A 14,491-nucleotide genomic window follows, 5' to 3' on the forward strand; every position below is an offset into this window, starting at 1 on the left:
GGGCGGGTTCAGCTCGGGACGGGCCGGACGGTCCGGGTCTCGCCGTCGGGCCCCGCAAGACCGTCGGCGGGGTTCAGCCCCAAGATGGCGAGCAGCGTGGCGCAGTCGTCGGCGTCGTCCGCCGAGGAGGCGACCACGCGGGCACCACGCCGGCGTTGCTCGCGGCTGAGCGCGAACGGGTCCGGCTCCTGCCGCGGGGCCACCTTCGGCTGCCTCATCGGCGCGGAGACACGAGAGGGTGGCCCGGTTCGGCGGGAACCCTCCGCTCGCCGGTGGAGAACGCCGGCAGGATGCTGTCCTCCCAGCGCTGCAGGGCCAGCGTCGCCAGGATGAGGCCGACCGGCGTGGCGACGGGCAGCACGAGCCACACAAGGAGAGTCATCGGCGGAGCTCGCCGCACGGCGAGGCGGGCGCTCTCGGTGTCGCAGTGATCATCGCGGCCCTCCGCCCGGTTCGGCCACTTCGGGGTGGCACCCGCCGAGGTCCGGGGCGGACACCACCGAGGATAGCCCGTCCGGTCCACCCGGTGAGCACGGCGGGCCGTCCGAGACGCAGCAGCGTGTCCGTCGCGGTGGGGTCACCCGCCATCGCCGACCGCACCAGTGCGCGATCCATCACGGGCACGGGTCCCGGCCTCCACCTGGTGGTTCGTCTGCCGGTGGTGCGGTCACGGCGATGACGTCCCGGTCGTCGATCCAGCACACCGAGGCAGCGGGGCCGTCGTCGGCGATGACGGGGACACGGACGCCCAGGGCGCCGAACTCGGGCCGGCCGGCAAGGATCCCGGTGCGCGGCGAGCGTGGATCCGTTCCGGTGTATGTGACGCGCCAGCTCCCGACGCTGAACGCGATCTGCCGTCGCGGCGGGCGGCGGCCACCTTGGCCCGTCGGCGCGACGCGGTTCGGGTTCCCGGCCGCCATCGTCTTCCCCTCGTACGCTGGGCGCTCCACACAGGGCATGGAACGGCGGACGCGCCGAGGTCCGGGGCGGTCCGGACAGCCTAGGCGCGTTACGCCACCTACCAGGAAGAATCCCCCGGATGAGGGACCCCTCAAGACGCCTTCGGGGGCCCGCAGGCAGGCTCGGGCGCCCGGTGGAGCGGATCAGCCGCCGCGGGCGGCGGCCGGTCGTTGCGCCGGAGGCGGACCGGGGAGGCCGGACGTGCCCGTCCCGGCGAGGGTGGCCGATGCCAGCTTCGCCACGAACACGGCCGGGGATGCTGTCTCCGCGAACAGCGCGCGCTGGCGCGCTGCGCCCGTTTCCCCGGCTCGGACTACGGCGAGCCGCCGGTCGATCGTCGCGAGGTCCCCGGTGGCCCGCAAGGCCGGCCGGACGTACTCCAGGAGCCGGCCGACCAGCAGGTGCTGCGGGAGGGATTCGCCGGTGAAGGGGTCGACGCCGTGGCCGGGGTAGCCGTCGCGCGCCGCAGCGGCGAGCGACGCGACGACCAGCGAAGTGCGGACCGGCCGGGCTGCGACGCCGGCCCGGGCCTCCGCGAGGATCGTGACCACGAGGGCGCGGACCAGGCCCGCGAGCAGCACCGCGTCTTCGGCGGTCAAGCCGACGTCCGCGATCCGGATCTCGACCGTCGGGTGCTTCGGCGAAAGCCGGGCGTAGAAGTAGACGCCGTGGGCGTCCATCGCGTCACCACGGCGTACCGCGGCGTCGACGCTCGCGGCGTAGGCGGCCGGGTCCGCCCAGTCCAGTGGGGGTTTCGCGGTCGGCCAGCGCGACCACAGCGGGTACCGCCCGCTGGCCCACCCGGAGTCCGCGTCGTGGGCGAACGGCGAGTTCGCGCTGATCGCGAGGAGCGGGGCGAGCCAGGGGCGCAGCCCGGCCAGGACCCGGACGCCGAGCGCCGGGGAGGGGACGCCGATGTGCACGTGACAGGCGCACGTGCCCGCTGCCGGGACGAGTGCGGGGTACCGGGCGGCCAACGCGCGGTACCGGGGTTCGGCGGTGACGCCGGGCAGCCCCGGCAGGTCGCCGCACGGCGGTGTCCCGGACGCCAGCACCAGGCAGCCGGCTTGGCCGGCGGCGTCCGCCACGAGCCCGCGCAAGCCGAGCAGGTCGGCCCGGATCTCGTCGAGGCCGGTGCGGATCCCGGTGGCGGTTTCGATTTGGAAGCGCAGGAACTCCGGCATCACCGCGGGTTCGCCGTCGAGCAGCTCCAGCACTCGGGGTGCCGCGAGCGCCGCCCAGCCGGTCACCGGGTCGGCGAGGACGAATTCCTCCTCTACCCCGATGGTGAGTTGGTCCTTTTCCGGCAGCGAAAGTCGCACGCGCACGGCCCGGCTCCGTTCCTCGGTCGGATCCTTTCGAGTGTCGCTGGTCCGCCTTCGCCGGAAAAGGGTCGCTGGTCACCCGTCGTGGAACTTTCGGCCTCTTCCACGGGCCTCCGGAACGAGTGGCCAGCGGAAGGGGCCGCTCGACGAATCGAACGACGGACCGCAGCGGGTTCCTCCGCCGGCCCGACAGCGGAGCGCCGGCCGGCGGCGATCCAGGTCCGTACCTGACCCCGACGCCGATCCGAGCCGGGCAGGGCGTCCTGAATGGACGTCCACATCGGACTGTTCCGGGACGGTCCCGGCGGAAGTCGATGACCCCGGCGTAAGCCGGTCCGCTTCGTCACGGACCCGCGTGGCCCGCGGGCACCGGTGTCTCGGTGGGCTGCACGGGCTCGGGTCCGCCGGGTTCCTCGCCGCCGCCATCGAGGCGGAACGGCGGGTACTGGTCGGTCATCAGTGCGGCGTAGACGGCGACCCGCAGGCCCCAGCGCTGGATGCCGACGATGAAGTCGAACAGCGGGCGGGGATAGCGGCCGGTGAACGTCAGGACGATCGCCGCGATCAGCACGAACAGGCCGACGAGGCTGCCGCCCCAGGCCCAGCTGCGGTCGTCGAGTCCCCACGCGGCGCCGGTTCCGCCGCCGATCAGGATGGCGAGGACGAGGTAGTGCGGGAGGGCCAGCAGCCACCATTTGACGAGCACGAGCCCGCGTGAGAGCCGCTCGGGGTATTCGACGCTCAGGGTGGCCGGGTAGCCGGGTTCTTCGCCGAAGCTGAAGGGCGTGTTGCAGATGCGCAGTCCGCAGGTCGGTAACCTCGACGTGAGGTTGTGCAGCGTTGACCGGCGCGGCGTGATCGGTCCGGTTCGGGTCGAGGACTGCTACCGGCGCCGTGGGTTCGGCAGCGTCCTTGTCGCGGCGGCGGTGGCGCGAGGTGTGGGATATCGATGGTCGACGGAAGCGCTCGACGTCGGTCATCGCGCGGGCGTTTTGCGCGGCCCAGCATCGGCCGGATAGTGCGCTGGTGCGCACTCCGGCTCTCATATGAGGCTCGTGAGCGGCGATGACGTCTGAGTGGTGGCACGCTGGCTGATCGACGAGCAGCACGGCCGGTTGATCCGACTAGCCGGGTCGGCTGCGAGGATATCCCGTGCAGGGCAACGGCCGTTCTTCACGTTTTGCCGTGTGTGCGCCCCGGCGGACCCGCAGACCCAGGGCGTCGTACCCGCCGACCCAGGACTCAACTGACGCGATCACCCGCGCAGCCGATCGATCCGGTCGACGATGTCGCGCGCATCGGCGTTGCCGGGATACCGGGCGACGGCCGCGGCGAGCGGCGACATCCGCTGCTTCGTCCGCTCCGACCGCATTCCGGCGGCAGCCTCGATCACCGTCCCGCCGATCCGGACGGCCCGGCCGAGCTCCCCCACCAGCGCATACCCGGTCGCGAGCCAGATCTGCGTCAAAGACCGGCTCCGCGACATCGCCGGCCCGTACCCGTTCACCGCGGTGGTGAGCGAGTCGATCGCCGCACCGCCATAGCGGACATCTACGTTCAGGGCCAGTTCGACGTGCACGGTCCCGATCATCGCCGCCAGATCCGTCTCACCGAAGAACGCCGACCACGGCGGCCGGGCCGGGCCGGCGGAGGCGAACTCGTCCTTCGCCGTGTCGAGCAGCGCCAGTGCCGCAGCCGCGGCACCCCGCCTCGCCTGCACCCACGCCAGGTTGGCCGACAGAATCGCACGGGCGAGCATGGAGTTCGTCCGGTCCGCCGCCGCCTGCCCGCGTTCGAACTGGTTCGCCGCCTCCTCGACAGCGTCGTAGTGCAGATGCAGCCGGCCGATCCGATAACGGACATTGGCCACCAGCTCGTCATCGCCGACGATGTCCGCCAGCTCCAAAGCCCGCCCGAACGCAGCGAGCGCCACCCCCGGCCTGCCTTCGTCGAAACTCGCCCAACCGAACAAGTTGTGCAGATCGGCGACCGCGGTACACAACCGGGACGCCACATTTTCCGGCACCACACCGAGCAACATCAGCTCCGCATAGGGCAGCAGCAACTGCACGGCGTCGCGGCACGATCCGCCCCCGTGCCGGTAGTCCAGCGCCCGGAACTCCCGGGTGGCGCCCTCGAGCCTGCCGACGTCGGCCGCTCCGATCCTGACGCCGCGCGGGTGGTCGGCAGGCGGCGGGATGGCCACGGTGGCCTGCTCACTCTCCGCCGGGCGCGGCGTTCGCACGCCCCGGCGGAATGTCCGCACCGCTCAGCACCCCGGCCGCGGACAGCACGACCCCGGCGGTGACCTCCGCGATCTTGGCGGCGGCGAGAACACCGGTCAGGACCAGCGCGCCGCCCAGCCCGGGTTCGTCGCCGTCGTGGTCGCCCGGTCGTACCTGATGGTCCCGCGGTTCCCCGGCGCTCACGCCGTGCTCTTCTCAGGATGTCCGCCGGCAACCGGCAGCGGGAGCCGCCGAACCACGCGGGCGCCCGTCATCGCCCACCGTCGCACCGGCCCGTCTCGATGGACTTTACCGTGCGTGAACACCCAGTGCAGACGCACACCCATGATGCGACCTCCGGAATTCCACAAAGGGGAATCGTGCACCGCCGGGGTCCGGGACGAGACACATTCTCACAAAGAGATTAGTGAGCCCGAACAGATCATTGCTCCGCTGAACAGCCGAACCCCAAACCGTTGCCTCCCAACGACTACGGCAAAGAAGCGATGGATCCGCCAATGCTTGTGCAGATTCACGTGAGCCCGGCGCCATCATCGCCGTCCTCCTGCCGGCCCTTCACGTCCGCACTCGCGGACGGCGGCACCGGAGACACGCTCACCAAACTGTTGCGACGCCCTGCCGGACACGTGTGGGCCGCTCGTGGCGCCACCCCGCCCACTCGAGCGGTCCGGTTCTGGCCCGGGTACGCCGTCCTCAGCCAGGCCGGTGGTTCGCACGCGAACGTCCTTTGAGGAAAGTAGTCAGCCGGCAGGGACCCGGCGGGGCGCAATGCCGATGACGTCCCGATCCGGGACCCAGACCGTGGATCCGTCGCCGAGCGAGGCGAGCGGGATGGATTCGAGGCCGCTGCACGCGTCCCGAACGGGCGGTCCGAGAACCACGCCGGCCGAGCAGCTGCCCGACGGCGGGCCGGGCGTCCGGCGGCGCCGGTAGGTCAGTACCCAGCCCACCGGGTAGTCGTCGGCCAGATCGTCCAGTGGTGATTCCACGGCACACCCCGATTCGGTCTGCGGTTGAGGGACTCTTCGCCGGGGTCCGGGGCGGTGACCCAGCGTACGCGGCAATCCTCCCGGGCCGGCAGCGCCAGCCGGGTGGTTCGCTTGTCACCGTTGGCCGTGGCCGCGTAGGCGGCTGAGGTCGAGGACGACGCCCCAGACCTCGGCGATCAGCTACTCGTCGGGCCAGGACACACAGGCCCGCCGTCGCCTGGTCCAGCGCCGGCAGGACTACCTCGACGAAATCGAGCGCCGCGACCGGAGCGGTTTCCTCCGCTGGCTCGACAACGGCGCCCGCGCCGGCGGCGATCCCGGGCCATACCTCACGACCCGGCGATGATCCCGGTCAAGCCTGGCGGTCTGCCGGGTCGAACTTCGCTCCGGAGCCCCGCCGTCCATCGGGGACAACAGGACGCGCGCACGGCGGAGCGGTCCCTGCCGCGCGTTGTCGCTACGCTGCCCAAGGCACGGCCAGGCGGAAGATCTTCCGGACACCGAGCCGAACTGACGGGACAAGGACCCCGTGTGGTGCGGCAGGTTGTGCCGTTCGCAGACTCGCGCACTTCCGGGACGATCCGCGGGTAGCGGCGCGCGGGCAGGTCCGGGAAGAGGTGGTGCTCGACCTGGTGGCCGAGATGTCCGACCCCAGGTGGAACAACAGGTTCCCGGTGATGTTCGCCGAGCCGGGCGTCTGCCGCAGGTACCACTTCCCGCGGCTCTCGTCTCGCTTTCCTCCTGGGTGAACGCTTCGGGGTCTTCGGGGAAGTCACCGCAGAAGATGATCGCGAATGCCCGGAGGCAGCGGATCAGGTTGGCGCGGGCGTTCGCGGTCGGGGTCAGCGGTGCCTGCGGACCGGTGAGCAACGAGAAGATGACGTAGTCCTTCCCTGCCTGTTGGGCAGTCTTGCGCAGCTTCGGGGCCACCAGCGGCCGGAGCGCGGCAACCCCGCCGAACCACGCGGGCGGGAACCAGCCGGCGAACAGTGAGCACTTTGCCGTGGATCGTGACACCCTCGTCAATCCGAGGAGATGCGCTCGGTGATCACCGAGCTCGAGCCGGAACAGATCGGCAAGGAATTGGACGCCCTCCGCCGAGGCGTGGGCGCTGACCTCCCCGGGATACGGGCACGGATTGTCCAGCGTAGGTTCGCCGATCTGTGAAGTGGTCATCGAGGCCGGTGGTCCGGGCGGAATCAGGCACCGGCTTCGCCCCGTTCGGGGCGCCATCGTTCGGTTATGCTGGGCGGTCCGGCTGCGCTGACGCCGCGTCAGCCGCCGGCGCGCGTCCCGCCCCAGCCCCCGGCGGTGCCCCGGAAGCGGCCGATACCGGCGGAGGATCCGATGACCACTGCGCTATCTCGAGGACCGATTTCCTCACCCCTGTCCCTGCGCCGATGAGGCGCGTCGCGGTCCCACCACTCGAGGAGACCACGTTCGACCTCACCCGCGACCAGCGTTACCACGGTGCCCGGGTGGTGGCATCGGCGGCGAAGGACGCCGGCGACTGTGCGCTGCTGCTCGCGACTCTCGGGCTCGAAGCCGCCGACGGGATCGCCGAGCCACCGTCGGCGGCGCCTCCCGGCCTGCAACCCGGGTGAGCACCGGCCAGGGGCGGCCTTCACGGCGTGCCTGACCGCGCTGCGGCCAACGCACGGTCGCAAAACCCGGCTTCGTCGAACGCCTCGACCGAGCGGTATCCATCGGTGAGCAACGCGACGGCGGCGTCGTGGTCGGCCGGCTCCTGCTCCCGGCGTGCTTCGTCTTCGGCGCGCTGGACGCCAAGGCGTCGCTGACGGCCGGCCCGCCGTCGGGCCGACGCGTCGAGCAGGTTCGCCACGGTCCGGCGGGTCGGGACGGGGATCGCCGAGGCGGTGTCGCTGCGAAACGGCGCAGCAGTTCCGTCCTCACGCGCGCGGCTTCCTCCAGTGCCGCCATAGCCGACTGGATGTGCACCAAGCCGATGGCAGTGCCCGGCCACCGGGATGAATGGTTCCGTTTCGTTGACACCGCCTTGTGGATCGGCGCGTACGCGCGTCCTGACATGTACGTCCGGCAGATCGACGTACCCGGCGTCGGCACCAAGTTCATCGAACGGTTCGGCACCATGCCGGCGGCGTTGCTGGACTGCCTGCTCCCGGAGCACCGCAGCAGACCATCTTCGGATTTCATCGGCCGGTACCTCTTCCGGAAAACCCGCTTACGTCCGGTTTCGCCGCTTGTCCGACGGTCCCGGATTCAGCGAGCTCGCCGTGCGAGTGTCCGAGCTGGCGGCCGCGCCGCCTGCGGAGCACACGGTGTTCTTCGTGGAGAACGAAATCACCTACCTGGCGTTCCCTGCCATCGAGAACGCGATCGTGATCTTCGGTGACGGATACCCGGCATCCCGGCTGCAGCCCCTCCGGTGGCGGGCCGGCAAGAACGGCTTCGCAATCCTGAACAGGTGCGCCGCTCGTCCGAAGGTGCCCGGTCCATGGTCATGGACCGGGCTACGCTCCTCGCCCACGAGCGTCGCCGGGTCGGCGAGCCCGACCGGCTGGAACAGGAGCGCATCTCGTACGCCGCCATCCAGCAGACCGCCCGGCGACACCACTGACCGGCGCCGGACCAGCCGCGCCTGACCGAGACGGCAGCGGCGACTGCGAGCCGGGTCATCGAGGTTCGCCTGCACCGTCACCCGAATCCCGCTCCTGCAGGTCAGCGATCACCGTGGCGGGCCGTCCTTCGTCGTCCTCAGAGGCGGGCTCACCCGGAGGGCACGCGTCGAGGACGTCCGTCGCGCGAACCAGCCTCAGCGGCGTGCCCGAGACCGCGCAGAAGGGCCGGATCGGGACCCACGTCGTGCCGGTGTGCTCGTCGCGCAGGCTCGGACCGGCGACGGTGCCGATCCGTTCTTGCGACAGCGGCGGCCCGCCCGCCGGGCGGCGGCTGCGGTACCGGACCTGCCAGCCCCGCGGGTAGCCGCCGCCGTGACGAGCGGGCCAGCTCCGGTCCGCGCCTGGTTCAGTGCCGTCGGCCGTGCCCATGCCGTCACCCGCTCACTCGAAGACCGGTTCCGGCGCCGAGGTCCGGGGCGCGACTTCCAGCCTAAGCCGGGCCGGGGTGCGAAGACCTCAGCCAAGCGAGTGGTCTCCTGCGTGAGCGTCCTCCGAGGACGGAGATCCGCAAGGCTTCCCCGCCTGCCGACAGCGGCGCCCGCCCCGGCGGTGATCCCGGCACCGCGGTTCACGGCCGGGCGGCTCAGGTTCCGCACCCGCTGCCTCCCTTCGCCGAGTCGCCTGTTCGGGACTATGATGAGCAGATCAGCCGCGCTGACGTCCACGTCAGTCTGCGGCGCGCGTCCCGCCCCTGCCCCCGGCGGTACCACCCAAAGTGGTCGATACCGGCGGAGGACCTCATGACCACCGCGACGCCCCCGAGAACCGGCATGCCCATGTCTGCCCCCAAGCCGATGAGGCGTGCCGCGGTACCACCTGAAGAGGCTGGTCCCACGGGACTCACCGCCGACCGGCGGTATCTCCGAGGCCGGGTGGTCGCCTGGGCCGCGAGCGACGCCATGACTGCGCGTCGCTGCTCGCCGCGCTCGGTCTCGAAGCCACCGGCGGCTTCGCTGATCCCCGCCGCCGGAGCAACCCGGCCTCTCGGACCCCACGACGTCCGGCTCGTTATCGGCCGCAGCCGCGTCACAAGATCGAGGCGAGTACATGACCAGTGAAAACGGCCTGCAGCTGGTACCGCGGTACCGGGCGGAGTCGACCGTGGCGACCTTGACCGGCACCTTGACCCTGGCCGGCTCCCGGCAGTTGCGCGACGGCGTGCTCAAGCTGGCCACGGACGCACCCGAGAGCGTCATCGCCGACATCCAAGGTCTCGAGATCGACGACGACACCTTGATGAGCGTGTTCTCCGTGATCGCCATGCGGATCGGCGAATGGCCGGGGATCCCCTTCGCGGTGGTGACCGACCGCGCCGACCACGTGGCCCGGCTGGTGGCGCAAACGGTGGACCGGTTCGTGGCGGTCCACGCCGACGTCCCCGCGGCCGAACGAGCACGCGAGCGCCCGCCCCGGCGACGGGCCGTGCAGCTGCTGGCCGCGTCGCCACGCGCCTCCGCGGCCGCCCGGACGTTCGTCGAACGGACCTGCACGCAGTGGGACGTGCGCGAGCAGGCCGGCGACGCCCTCCTGGTCGCCACCGAACTGGTGGAGAACGCGATCCTGCACACGACGTCGCACCCGAGGCTGCGGCTGGAACTGCGCCGCGGCACCGTCACCGTCTCGGTCGCCGACGACAACCCTCAGCCGGCAGTGCTGCTCGAATGCCCCAAGGAGAACGGTCTCGGGCTCCGGCTGGTCGCCCGGACCGCCCATGTCTGGGGCTGCAACCGGTCCTGGGCCGGGGGCAAAGTCGTCTGGGCCGTGCTGGCGCGGAGGCGACCGCAGCACCACGATGTCGCCGGGTAGCGTGAAGCGGCGCCACAACCGGCGAAGACCGTTACCGGAGAGCTCGACCTCTCTGGTAACGGATTTCTCCGCGACGGCCTGCTGAAGGTGGCCGCTGACGGTCCGCCCGGGCTGATCGCCGACATCGACGGGCCGGCCATCGGCGAACTGTCCCCCGCCACCATCTTCCCCTTGGTCGCCCGCCGGATCGGGAACTGACCCGGCATCCCGTTCGCCCTGGTCACCCGGCAGCCGGCCCACCTGCGCGCCTTCGACCACCACGGCACCGCCCGGCTCGTCGCGGTGCACGACGACGTCGAGTCCGCCGAGCGCCACCAGGAAATCCCGACCCGCCGATGGGCCCGGCGGAAGTTTCCCCGCACCGAGGACGCGGCAAAGCTCGCCCGCGGATTCTTCCAGGACCGGGCCACGGTCTGGGGCGTTCCCGAACTGACCTACGACGGGATGCTGATCGTGGGTGAGCTCGTCGACAACGCACTTCAGCACACCAGGTCATCGCCCGACGTGCACCTCGACCTGCGCCCGGGCCTGCTCACCATCGCCGTCGCCGACGAGAACCCGGCCCCGGCGACCCTCGTCGATCGAACCGGCGTGCGCGACCCCGGAATCGGCCTGCGGATCGTCGCCCATGCCTCGAGGGCGTGGGGCAGCAGCCGTCGCTGGTCGCGCGGAAAGGTGGTCTGGGCGACGCTCCCCTCCAGCCTCGAACTTTAGCCCGGCCACCAGGTGCGCACGGTCGCATGCATGGGTGAAAATAAGCCGCGTGACACGTCACGATCCCGATCCAGGCGGACCGGCCGGCCCGGAGGAAGAGCTCACGGTGTCGGTGTGCCGGCTCGACGGAGCGCAGGTGGTGACCGCCGAGGGCACGGTCGACCTGCGTACCGGGACACGGCTGGCCCAGGCGATCACCGCCGCCATCGCGAAGCAGCCCGCCGAGGTGGTCATCGATCTGGCCGGGGTGGACTTCCTGTCCTCAGCGGGCCTGCATGTCCTGCTCAACGCCCACCACGACGCCGCGGACCGCACGCAGCTGAGGGTGGTCGCGACCGGCAGGCCGCTGCGAACCGTCATCCTCACCGGGCTGGACCGGGTACTGGCGGTCTATCCGACCCCGACCGACGCAATCGGCCGCTGATCCGTTCGGGGCAGTGTTCGGGCGAAGAACTGCACCGGCTGGTGGCGGATGGCCACACAGCCTGGAGCGACGAACAGCTCTGGATGGACCAGCTGCGTCGCGCCAGCAAGGTGCCACACCTGCACACGGCAGGCCTTGGCGCCATCGCGCGGAGAGCCGGACCGAAGGACGGCCAGCTCGCCCGCCTGCTGGACTGGAACGCCGGACAAGCCGAGCCGGTCGTGGTTCTCCCGGGCGGCCAGACGATCGAGCGGACCGCCCCGCCGGACATCGCAGACAGGTGACTGGCGGAGCCCGAGTTGTGTGTAAGGTCTGGAGTTCGCCGGAAGACCCGGTCGCTCTCTACGGCGGGAAGGCGGTTGGAACGGGTGACCAAGCCCGACGACGTCGCCGATTCGATGCCGCGTCTGCTGTCCGCGGTGCTGGCGTCCCTGCGCGACGGCAACGATGTGTTGAGCCCGCTTGTCCGCGTTTGCCAGGCCTGTGTGTCCCTTCTTCCGGTAGACGGGGCGTCGATCTCGGTGATGCTGGGAACGCAGCACCGCCAGAGTCTCTATGCCAGCGACGCCGTGGTCGAGTACCTGGAAGAGTTGCAGTTCAGTCTCGGCGAAGGCCCGTGTTTCGAGGCGTTCGAGACCGGCAACCCCGTATTGGTACCGGATCTGGCCCAGCGGGCTGACCACACTTGGCCGGTGTTCGCCGCCCAGATCCGTTCGAAGGAGATCGGTGCCATTTTCGCGTTCCCGCTCCGTCGCGGAGCGGCCAGGTTCGGCGCGATGGACATGTACCGGCGGACACCGGGCTGGCTCTCGCAGGCCGAACTGGTCACCGCACTCCAGATCGTCGACATCGCCACCAGCGCTTTGCTGGCGGTCTCGGCCAGTGGGCCGGACGGCGAAATCAGCGAGGCCTGGCTCATGGAGCTCGTCCGCGACCGGACGGTGGTGCACCAAGCCACCGGGATCATCATCGCCGAGTTCAAGATCTCCGCCGAACAGGCACTGGCGCGACTGCGGGGTTACGCCTTCGTCGCCGGCCGTCAGGTCCAGGGCGTCGCCGAAGACCTGGTCGCCGGGCGGCTGCACCCGAGAGTGATCGACGAATGACCGCCACCCGCCTACGGATTCGGCTCCCCGGCCCTGCCCACGCCGAGCCGGCATCCTGAACAGGGGAGATGACAATGATGAACACCCCACCAGCCGGGAGCGCCCCCACTCGCGAGCAGAAGTTGGTCCGCGCCTTCGTCGACATGGCCGACACGTTGGTCGATGACTACGACGTGGTCGAGCTGCTGTACCGCCTCGCCGGTTACTGCGTTTCCCTGCTCGGCGCGACCGCGGCGGGCCTGCTGCTGTCCGACCAGCGAGGCAGCCTGCAAGTCGTGGCCGCCTCCGACGAACGCACCCGGCTGCTGGAGCTGCTGCAGCTCCAGGCCGACCAAGGCCCCTGCTTGGACGCCTACCACACCGGCGTTCCCGTCCACGCCGTCGACCTCGCCGCGGAGCAGGCCCGCTGGCCCCTGTTCGTTCCCGAAGCCCTCGCCGAAGGTTACCGCTCGGTCCAGGCCATCCCGCTGCGGCTGCGGCGCCAGGTCATCGGCGCACTGAACCTTTTCGGCAGCGACGTCACACCGCTGGGGCAGCAGGACCTCGACGTCGCCCGCGCGCTGGCCGACACGGCCACTGTCGGCATCCTGCAGGAACGAGCGATCCGCCGCGGCGAAGTCCTCACCGAGCAACTCCAGACCGCGCTCAACAGCCGGGTCATCATCGAACAGGCCAAAGGCGTGCTCTTCCACGCGGCGGGCATCCCGATGGACCAGGCGTTCGAGCGCCTGCGTTCCTACAGCCGCAGCCACAACCTGCAGCTGAGCGTGATCGCCGAGGAGCTCGCACGCGGTACCCTCGATCCCCGCACCATCCTCACCCGCGAACACGAGGGCTGACCACGATCGGCGACGCCGTCGAAGCTTCGGCGCCAACGCCGTCGCACTGGCTTCACGAGAGCAATACCAATTCATGTGCGCGCGGGACCGATGGCGCAGGATCCCCGGATCGACGTCGTCTTCACCGATCCCCGATTCTCTGCCTACCCGGACGGAACGGCTCTTTCCCCCAGCGCTCGTGGCGTCGCATCCGGGGAGATTTCCTCGGCTGCTGCGCTGCGCGGCGAGTCCGATGCCTCCAGGGCCGCGTGCCGGTGTGCGTCGAAAGCCCCGAGCTGTGCCCCCGGCGGCCAAGTTCCCTGGACCTCGTCACACCACGACGACTTCGGCGGAGGAGCCGAACCGTCACGCGGTCATCGTCACACCGAGAGTGTCCTCGAAGGACTCCGGCAGCCGGGCGGCGAGTTCGGCGGCGTCGCCCGGATGGTTCCGGATGCGGACGGCGGACGTCAGCTCGACCGGGGGCCGGGGCACGAGCCCCGGCCGGGTCATGCGGGGCTCACCGTGACCGGGTGCCGGACCACCGCGCCGAACAGGTAACCCTCTGAGTTGTACGGCGTGACTTCCGGCTGGCGGACGCCCGTGATGTCGGTCGCGCGCGCCCTCGGCGTGTGGGCACCGGTGGTGCGGGGGTGCCACGGAAACTCCCACCGCTGCCAGCCGCGGTCGAGCGCGGGCCCGGCCGGCTTCGCCCGCTCCCAGGTGGTCCATGGGCGCGCTTGCTAGCCGCTGCGCTCTCAAGGCGACGATGCGCTCGGCGAATCGGCCAGGCTCGACGAGCGACTCGTGGATGGGCAGTTCGTCCGGCGCGAAGAAGCCGTGGGCTGTGAGATGGATGTTCTGGTAGTCGATGACTACGCATACGCTCTGGTCGCTCACAGCGAGCTCCAAATAAAAGGCCCCACCAGTCCCGGAGGACGGTGGGGAGCAATGGCTACAACTTACAGCACTCACCCAGTCGCTGCCTACGTGCGTCCCGTTACAACCCCCGCAGAGAGCAATCGAGAGCCCCTACGTCGCCCCAGACTGAGCAGTGGGTGTGAGCTACCCCCGGTTTGTCCGGACACCTTGGCGTTGCCAGGCAAAGTATCTCAGTCGAACAGATTCATCAGCCAGTTCCAGCCCTTCGGGGATGCCGAACGACGCCGACCACGTGTCGGACACCCTGCCGTGCACCTCGGCCGGAAACGGCAGGCCCTCGGCACCCACGCCGCCGCTCAACTCACCGACATACACCGGACGCCCTGACTGTCGGTACCCCACGAGAAGTCAGCCCCACCGAAGTAGTAGTCGCCAGCGCTGAAGGCCCGCCGCGCAGAACGGGCTGTGTCGTCGCTTCGTGAAAACTGACCCCCAGGAGTCTTCCGAAAGTTGACCCCCTCTGAGGTAGGAGGGTGCTGAACGTGGAGGACTGGGCGGAGA

At 70.5% G+C, this 14,491-nt stretch carries 18 protein-coding genes and 3 pseudogenes; 10 read left to right on the top strand and 11 right to left on the bottom strand.

Features of this window, described 5'->3' with window-relative positions; genetic code table 11:
• Positions 1-8 precede the first annotated feature (8 nt).
• The 9 genes and pseudogenes from ACZ7OH_RS51205 to ACZ7OH_RS51245 all read right to left on the bottom strand — a co-directional run.
• Positions 9-218: a hypothetical protein gene (locus ACZ7OH_RS51205; RefSeq protein ID WP_470287612.1), complete on the bottom strand. Its 210-nt coding sequence runs from the start codon at positions 216-218 to the stop codon at positions 9-11.
• Positions 215-382 carry a hypothetical protein gene (locus ACZ7OH_RS51210; protein ID WP_470287613.1) on the bottom strand — a complete coding sequence of 56 codons (168 nt, stop codon included), beginning with the start codon at positions 380-382 and terminating at the stop codon, positions 215-217. The genes ACZ7OH_RS51205 and ACZ7OH_RS51210 overlap by 4 nt, the downstream gene beginning before the upstream one ends.
• A gap of 232 nt (positions 383-614) precedes the next feature.
• Complete coding sequence (locus ACZ7OH_RS51215) at positions 615-950, bottom strand: hypothetical protein (protein ID WP_470287614.1); 336 nt, start codon at positions 948-950, stop codon at positions 615-617.
• A 153-nt stretch (positions 951-1,103) separates the two neighbouring features.
• Positions 1,104-2,288: a carboxylate-amine ligase gene (locus ACZ7OH_RS51220; protein ID WP_470287615.1), complete on the bottom strand. Its 1,185-nt coding sequence runs from the start codon at positions 2,286-2,288 to the stop codon at positions 1,104-1,106.
• A gap of 340 nt (positions 2,289-2,628) precedes the next feature.
• A complete protein-coding gene (locus tag ACZ7OH_RS51225; RefSeq protein WP_470287616.1) occupies positions 2,629-2,991 on the bottom strand; it encodes a DUF4389 domain-containing protein in 363 nt (120 codons plus the stop codon).
• A 549-nt stretch (positions 2,992-3,540) separates the two neighbouring features.
• Entirely contained in the window at positions 3,541-4,491 is a 951-nt protein-coding gene (locus tag ACZ7OH_RS51230; protein WP_470287617.1) for a hypothetical protein, read from the bottom strand.
• A gap of 10 nt (positions 4,492-4,501) precedes the next feature.
• Positions 4,502-4,714: a hypothetical protein gene (locus ACZ7OH_RS51235; protein ID WP_470287618.1), complete on the bottom strand. Its 213-nt coding sequence runs from the start codon at positions 4,712-4,714 to the stop codon at positions 4,502-4,504.
• A 557-nt stretch (positions 4,715-5,271) separates the two neighbouring features.
• Entirely contained in the window at positions 5,272-5,520 is a 249-nt protein-coding gene (locus tag ACZ7OH_RS51240) for a hypothetical protein (protein ID WP_470287619.1), read from the bottom strand.
• A 457-nt stretch (positions 5,521-5,977) separates the two neighbouring features.
• Positions 5,978-6,441 (bottom strand): annotated as a pseudogene (locus ACZ7OH_RS51245) (fatty acid desaturase family protein); the annotation flags it as partial.
• Positions 6,442-6,920: 479 nt separating this feature from the next.
• On the opposite strand from ACZ7OH_RS51245, the gene ACZ7OH_RS51250 reads away from it, so the two are divergent.
• The 4 genes and pseudogenes from ACZ7OH_RS51250 (at position 6,921) to ACZ7OH_RS51265 (ending at position 8,119) form a co-directional block, all read left to right on the top strand.
• Positions 6,921-7,124 carry a hypothetical protein gene (locus ACZ7OH_RS51250; RefSeq protein ID WP_470287620.1) on the top strand — a complete coding sequence of 68 codons (204 nt, stop codon included), beginning with the start codon at positions 6,921-6,923 and terminating at the stop codon, positions 7,122-7,124.
• A 128-nt stretch (positions 7,125-7,252) separates the two neighbouring features.
• Positions 7,253-7,591, top strand: a pseudogene (locus ACZ7OH_RS51255) (hypothetical protein); the annotation flags it as partial.
• Positions 7,509-7,931, top strand: a pseudogene (locus ACZ7OH_RS51260) (Wadjet anti-phage system protein JetD domain-containing protein); the annotation flags it as partial. The pseudogenes ACZ7OH_RS51255 and ACZ7OH_RS51260, both read left to right, overlap by 83 nt.
• Before the next feature lie 65 nt (positions 7,932-7,996).
• Positions 7,997-8,119 (top strand): hypothetical protein, encoded by a 123-nt coding sequence (locus ACZ7OH_RS51265; RefSeq protein ID WP_470287621.1) that lies wholly within the window; start codon positions 7,997-7,999, stop codon positions 8,117-8,119.
• Between the two features lie 55 nt (positions 8,120-8,174).
• On the opposite strand, the gene ACZ7OH_RS51270 is transcribed toward ACZ7OH_RS51265, so the two are convergent.
• Positions 8,175-8,549, bottom strand: a complete 375-nt coding sequence (locus ACZ7OH_RS51270) for a hypothetical protein (protein WP_470287622.1) — start codon at positions 8,547-8,549, stop codon at positions 8,175-8,177.
• 678 nt (positions 8,550-9,227) lie between these two features.
• Here ACZ7OH_RS51270 and ACZ7OH_RS51275 point away from each other — a divergent pair.
• The 6 genes from ACZ7OH_RS51275 to ACZ7OH_RS51300 all read left to right on the top strand — a co-directional run bounded on the left by ACZ7OH_RS51275 (position 9,228) and on the right by ACZ7OH_RS51300 (position 13,069).
• Entirely contained in the window at positions 9,228-9,986 is a 759-nt protein-coding gene (locus ACZ7OH_RS51275; protein ID WP_470287623.1) for an ATP-binding protein, read from the top strand.
• A gap of 282 nt (positions 9,987-10,268) precedes the next feature.
• Entirely contained in the window at positions 10,269-10,700 is a 432-nt protein-coding gene (locus ACZ7OH_RS51280) for an ATP-binding protein (protein ID WP_470287624.1), read from the top strand.
• Between the two features lie 49 nt (positions 10,701-10,749).
• Entirely contained in the window at positions 10,750-11,124 is a 375-nt protein-coding gene (locus ACZ7OH_RS51285; protein ID WP_470287625.1) for an STAS domain-containing protein, read from the top strand.
• A gap of 83 nt (positions 11,125-11,207) precedes the next feature.
• Positions 11,208-11,408 carry a hypothetical protein gene (locus ACZ7OH_RS51290; protein WP_470287626.1) on the top strand — a complete coding sequence of 67 codons (201 nt, stop codon included), beginning with the start codon at positions 11,208-11,210 and terminating at the stop codon, positions 11,406-11,408.
• A gap of 84 nt (positions 11,409-11,492) precedes the next feature.
• Positions 11,493-12,230, top strand: coding sequence for a GAF and ANTAR domain-containing protein (locus tag ACZ7OH_RS51295; protein WP_470287627.1), 738 nt, complete (start codon positions 11,493-11,495; stop codon positions 12,228-12,230).
• Positions 12,231-12,373: 143 nt separating this feature from the next.
• The gene (locus ACZ7OH_RS51300; RefSeq protein WP_470287628.1) at positions 12,374-13,069 is read left to right on the top strand and encodes a GAF and ANTAR domain-containing protein; all 696 of its coding nucleotides are present in this window, start codon (positions 12,374-12,376) and stop codon (positions 13,067-13,069) included.
• 345 nt (positions 13,070-13,414) lie between these two features.
• Here ACZ7OH_RS51300 and ACZ7OH_RS51305 read toward each other — a convergent pair whose 3' ends face one another.
• Complete coding sequence (locus ACZ7OH_RS51305) at positions 13,415-13,561, bottom strand: hypothetical protein (RefSeq protein WP_470287629.1); 147 nt, start codon at positions 13,559-13,561, stop codon at positions 13,415-13,417.
• Positions 13,562-14,491 lie beyond the last annotated feature (930 nt).

It is taken from the genome of Amycolatopsis sp. NPDC114478 (assembly GCF_055633805.1).

Excerpts from the sequence above, each read along its gene's own strand:
- ACZ7OH_RS51205 (WP_470287612.1), bottom strand. The coding sequence starts at position 218 with ATGAGGCAGCCGAAGGTGGCCCCGCGGCAGGAGCCGGACCCGTTCGCG.
- ACZ7OH_RS51210 (WP_470287613.1), bottom strand. The coding sequence starts at position 382 with ATGACTCTCCTTGTGTGGCTCGTGCTGCCCGTCGCCACGCCGGTCGGC.
- ACZ7OH_RS51250 (WP_470287620.1), top strand. The coding sequence starts at position 6,921 with ATGAGGCGCGTCGCGGTCCCACCACTCGAGGAGACCACGTTCGACCTC.
- ACZ7OH_RS51265 (WP_470287621.1), top strand. The coding sequence starts at position 7,997 with ATGGTCATGGACCGGGCTACGCTCCTCGCCCACGAGCGTCGCCGGGTC.
- ACZ7OH_RS51270 (WP_470287622.1), bottom strand. The coding sequence starts at position 8,549 with ATGGGCACGGCCGACGGCACTGAACCAGGCGCGGACCGGAGCTGGCCC.
- ACZ7OH_RS51275 (WP_470287623.1), top strand. The coding sequence starts at position 9,228 with ATGACCAGTGAAAACGGCCTGCAGCTGGTACCGCGGTACCGGGCGGAG.
- ACZ7OH_RS51290 (WP_470287626.1), top strand. The coding sequence starts at position 11,208 with ATGGACCAGCTGCGTCGCGCCAGCAAGGTGCCACACCTGCACACGGCA.
- ACZ7OH_RS51300 (WP_470287628.1), top strand. The coding sequence starts at position 12,374 with ATGGCCGACACGTTGGTCGATGACTACGACGTGGTCGAGCTGCTGTAC.
- ACZ7OH_RS51305 (WP_470287629.1), bottom strand. The coding sequence starts at position 13,561 with ATGACCCGGCCGGGGCTCGTGCCCCGGCCCCCGGTCGAGCTGACGTCC.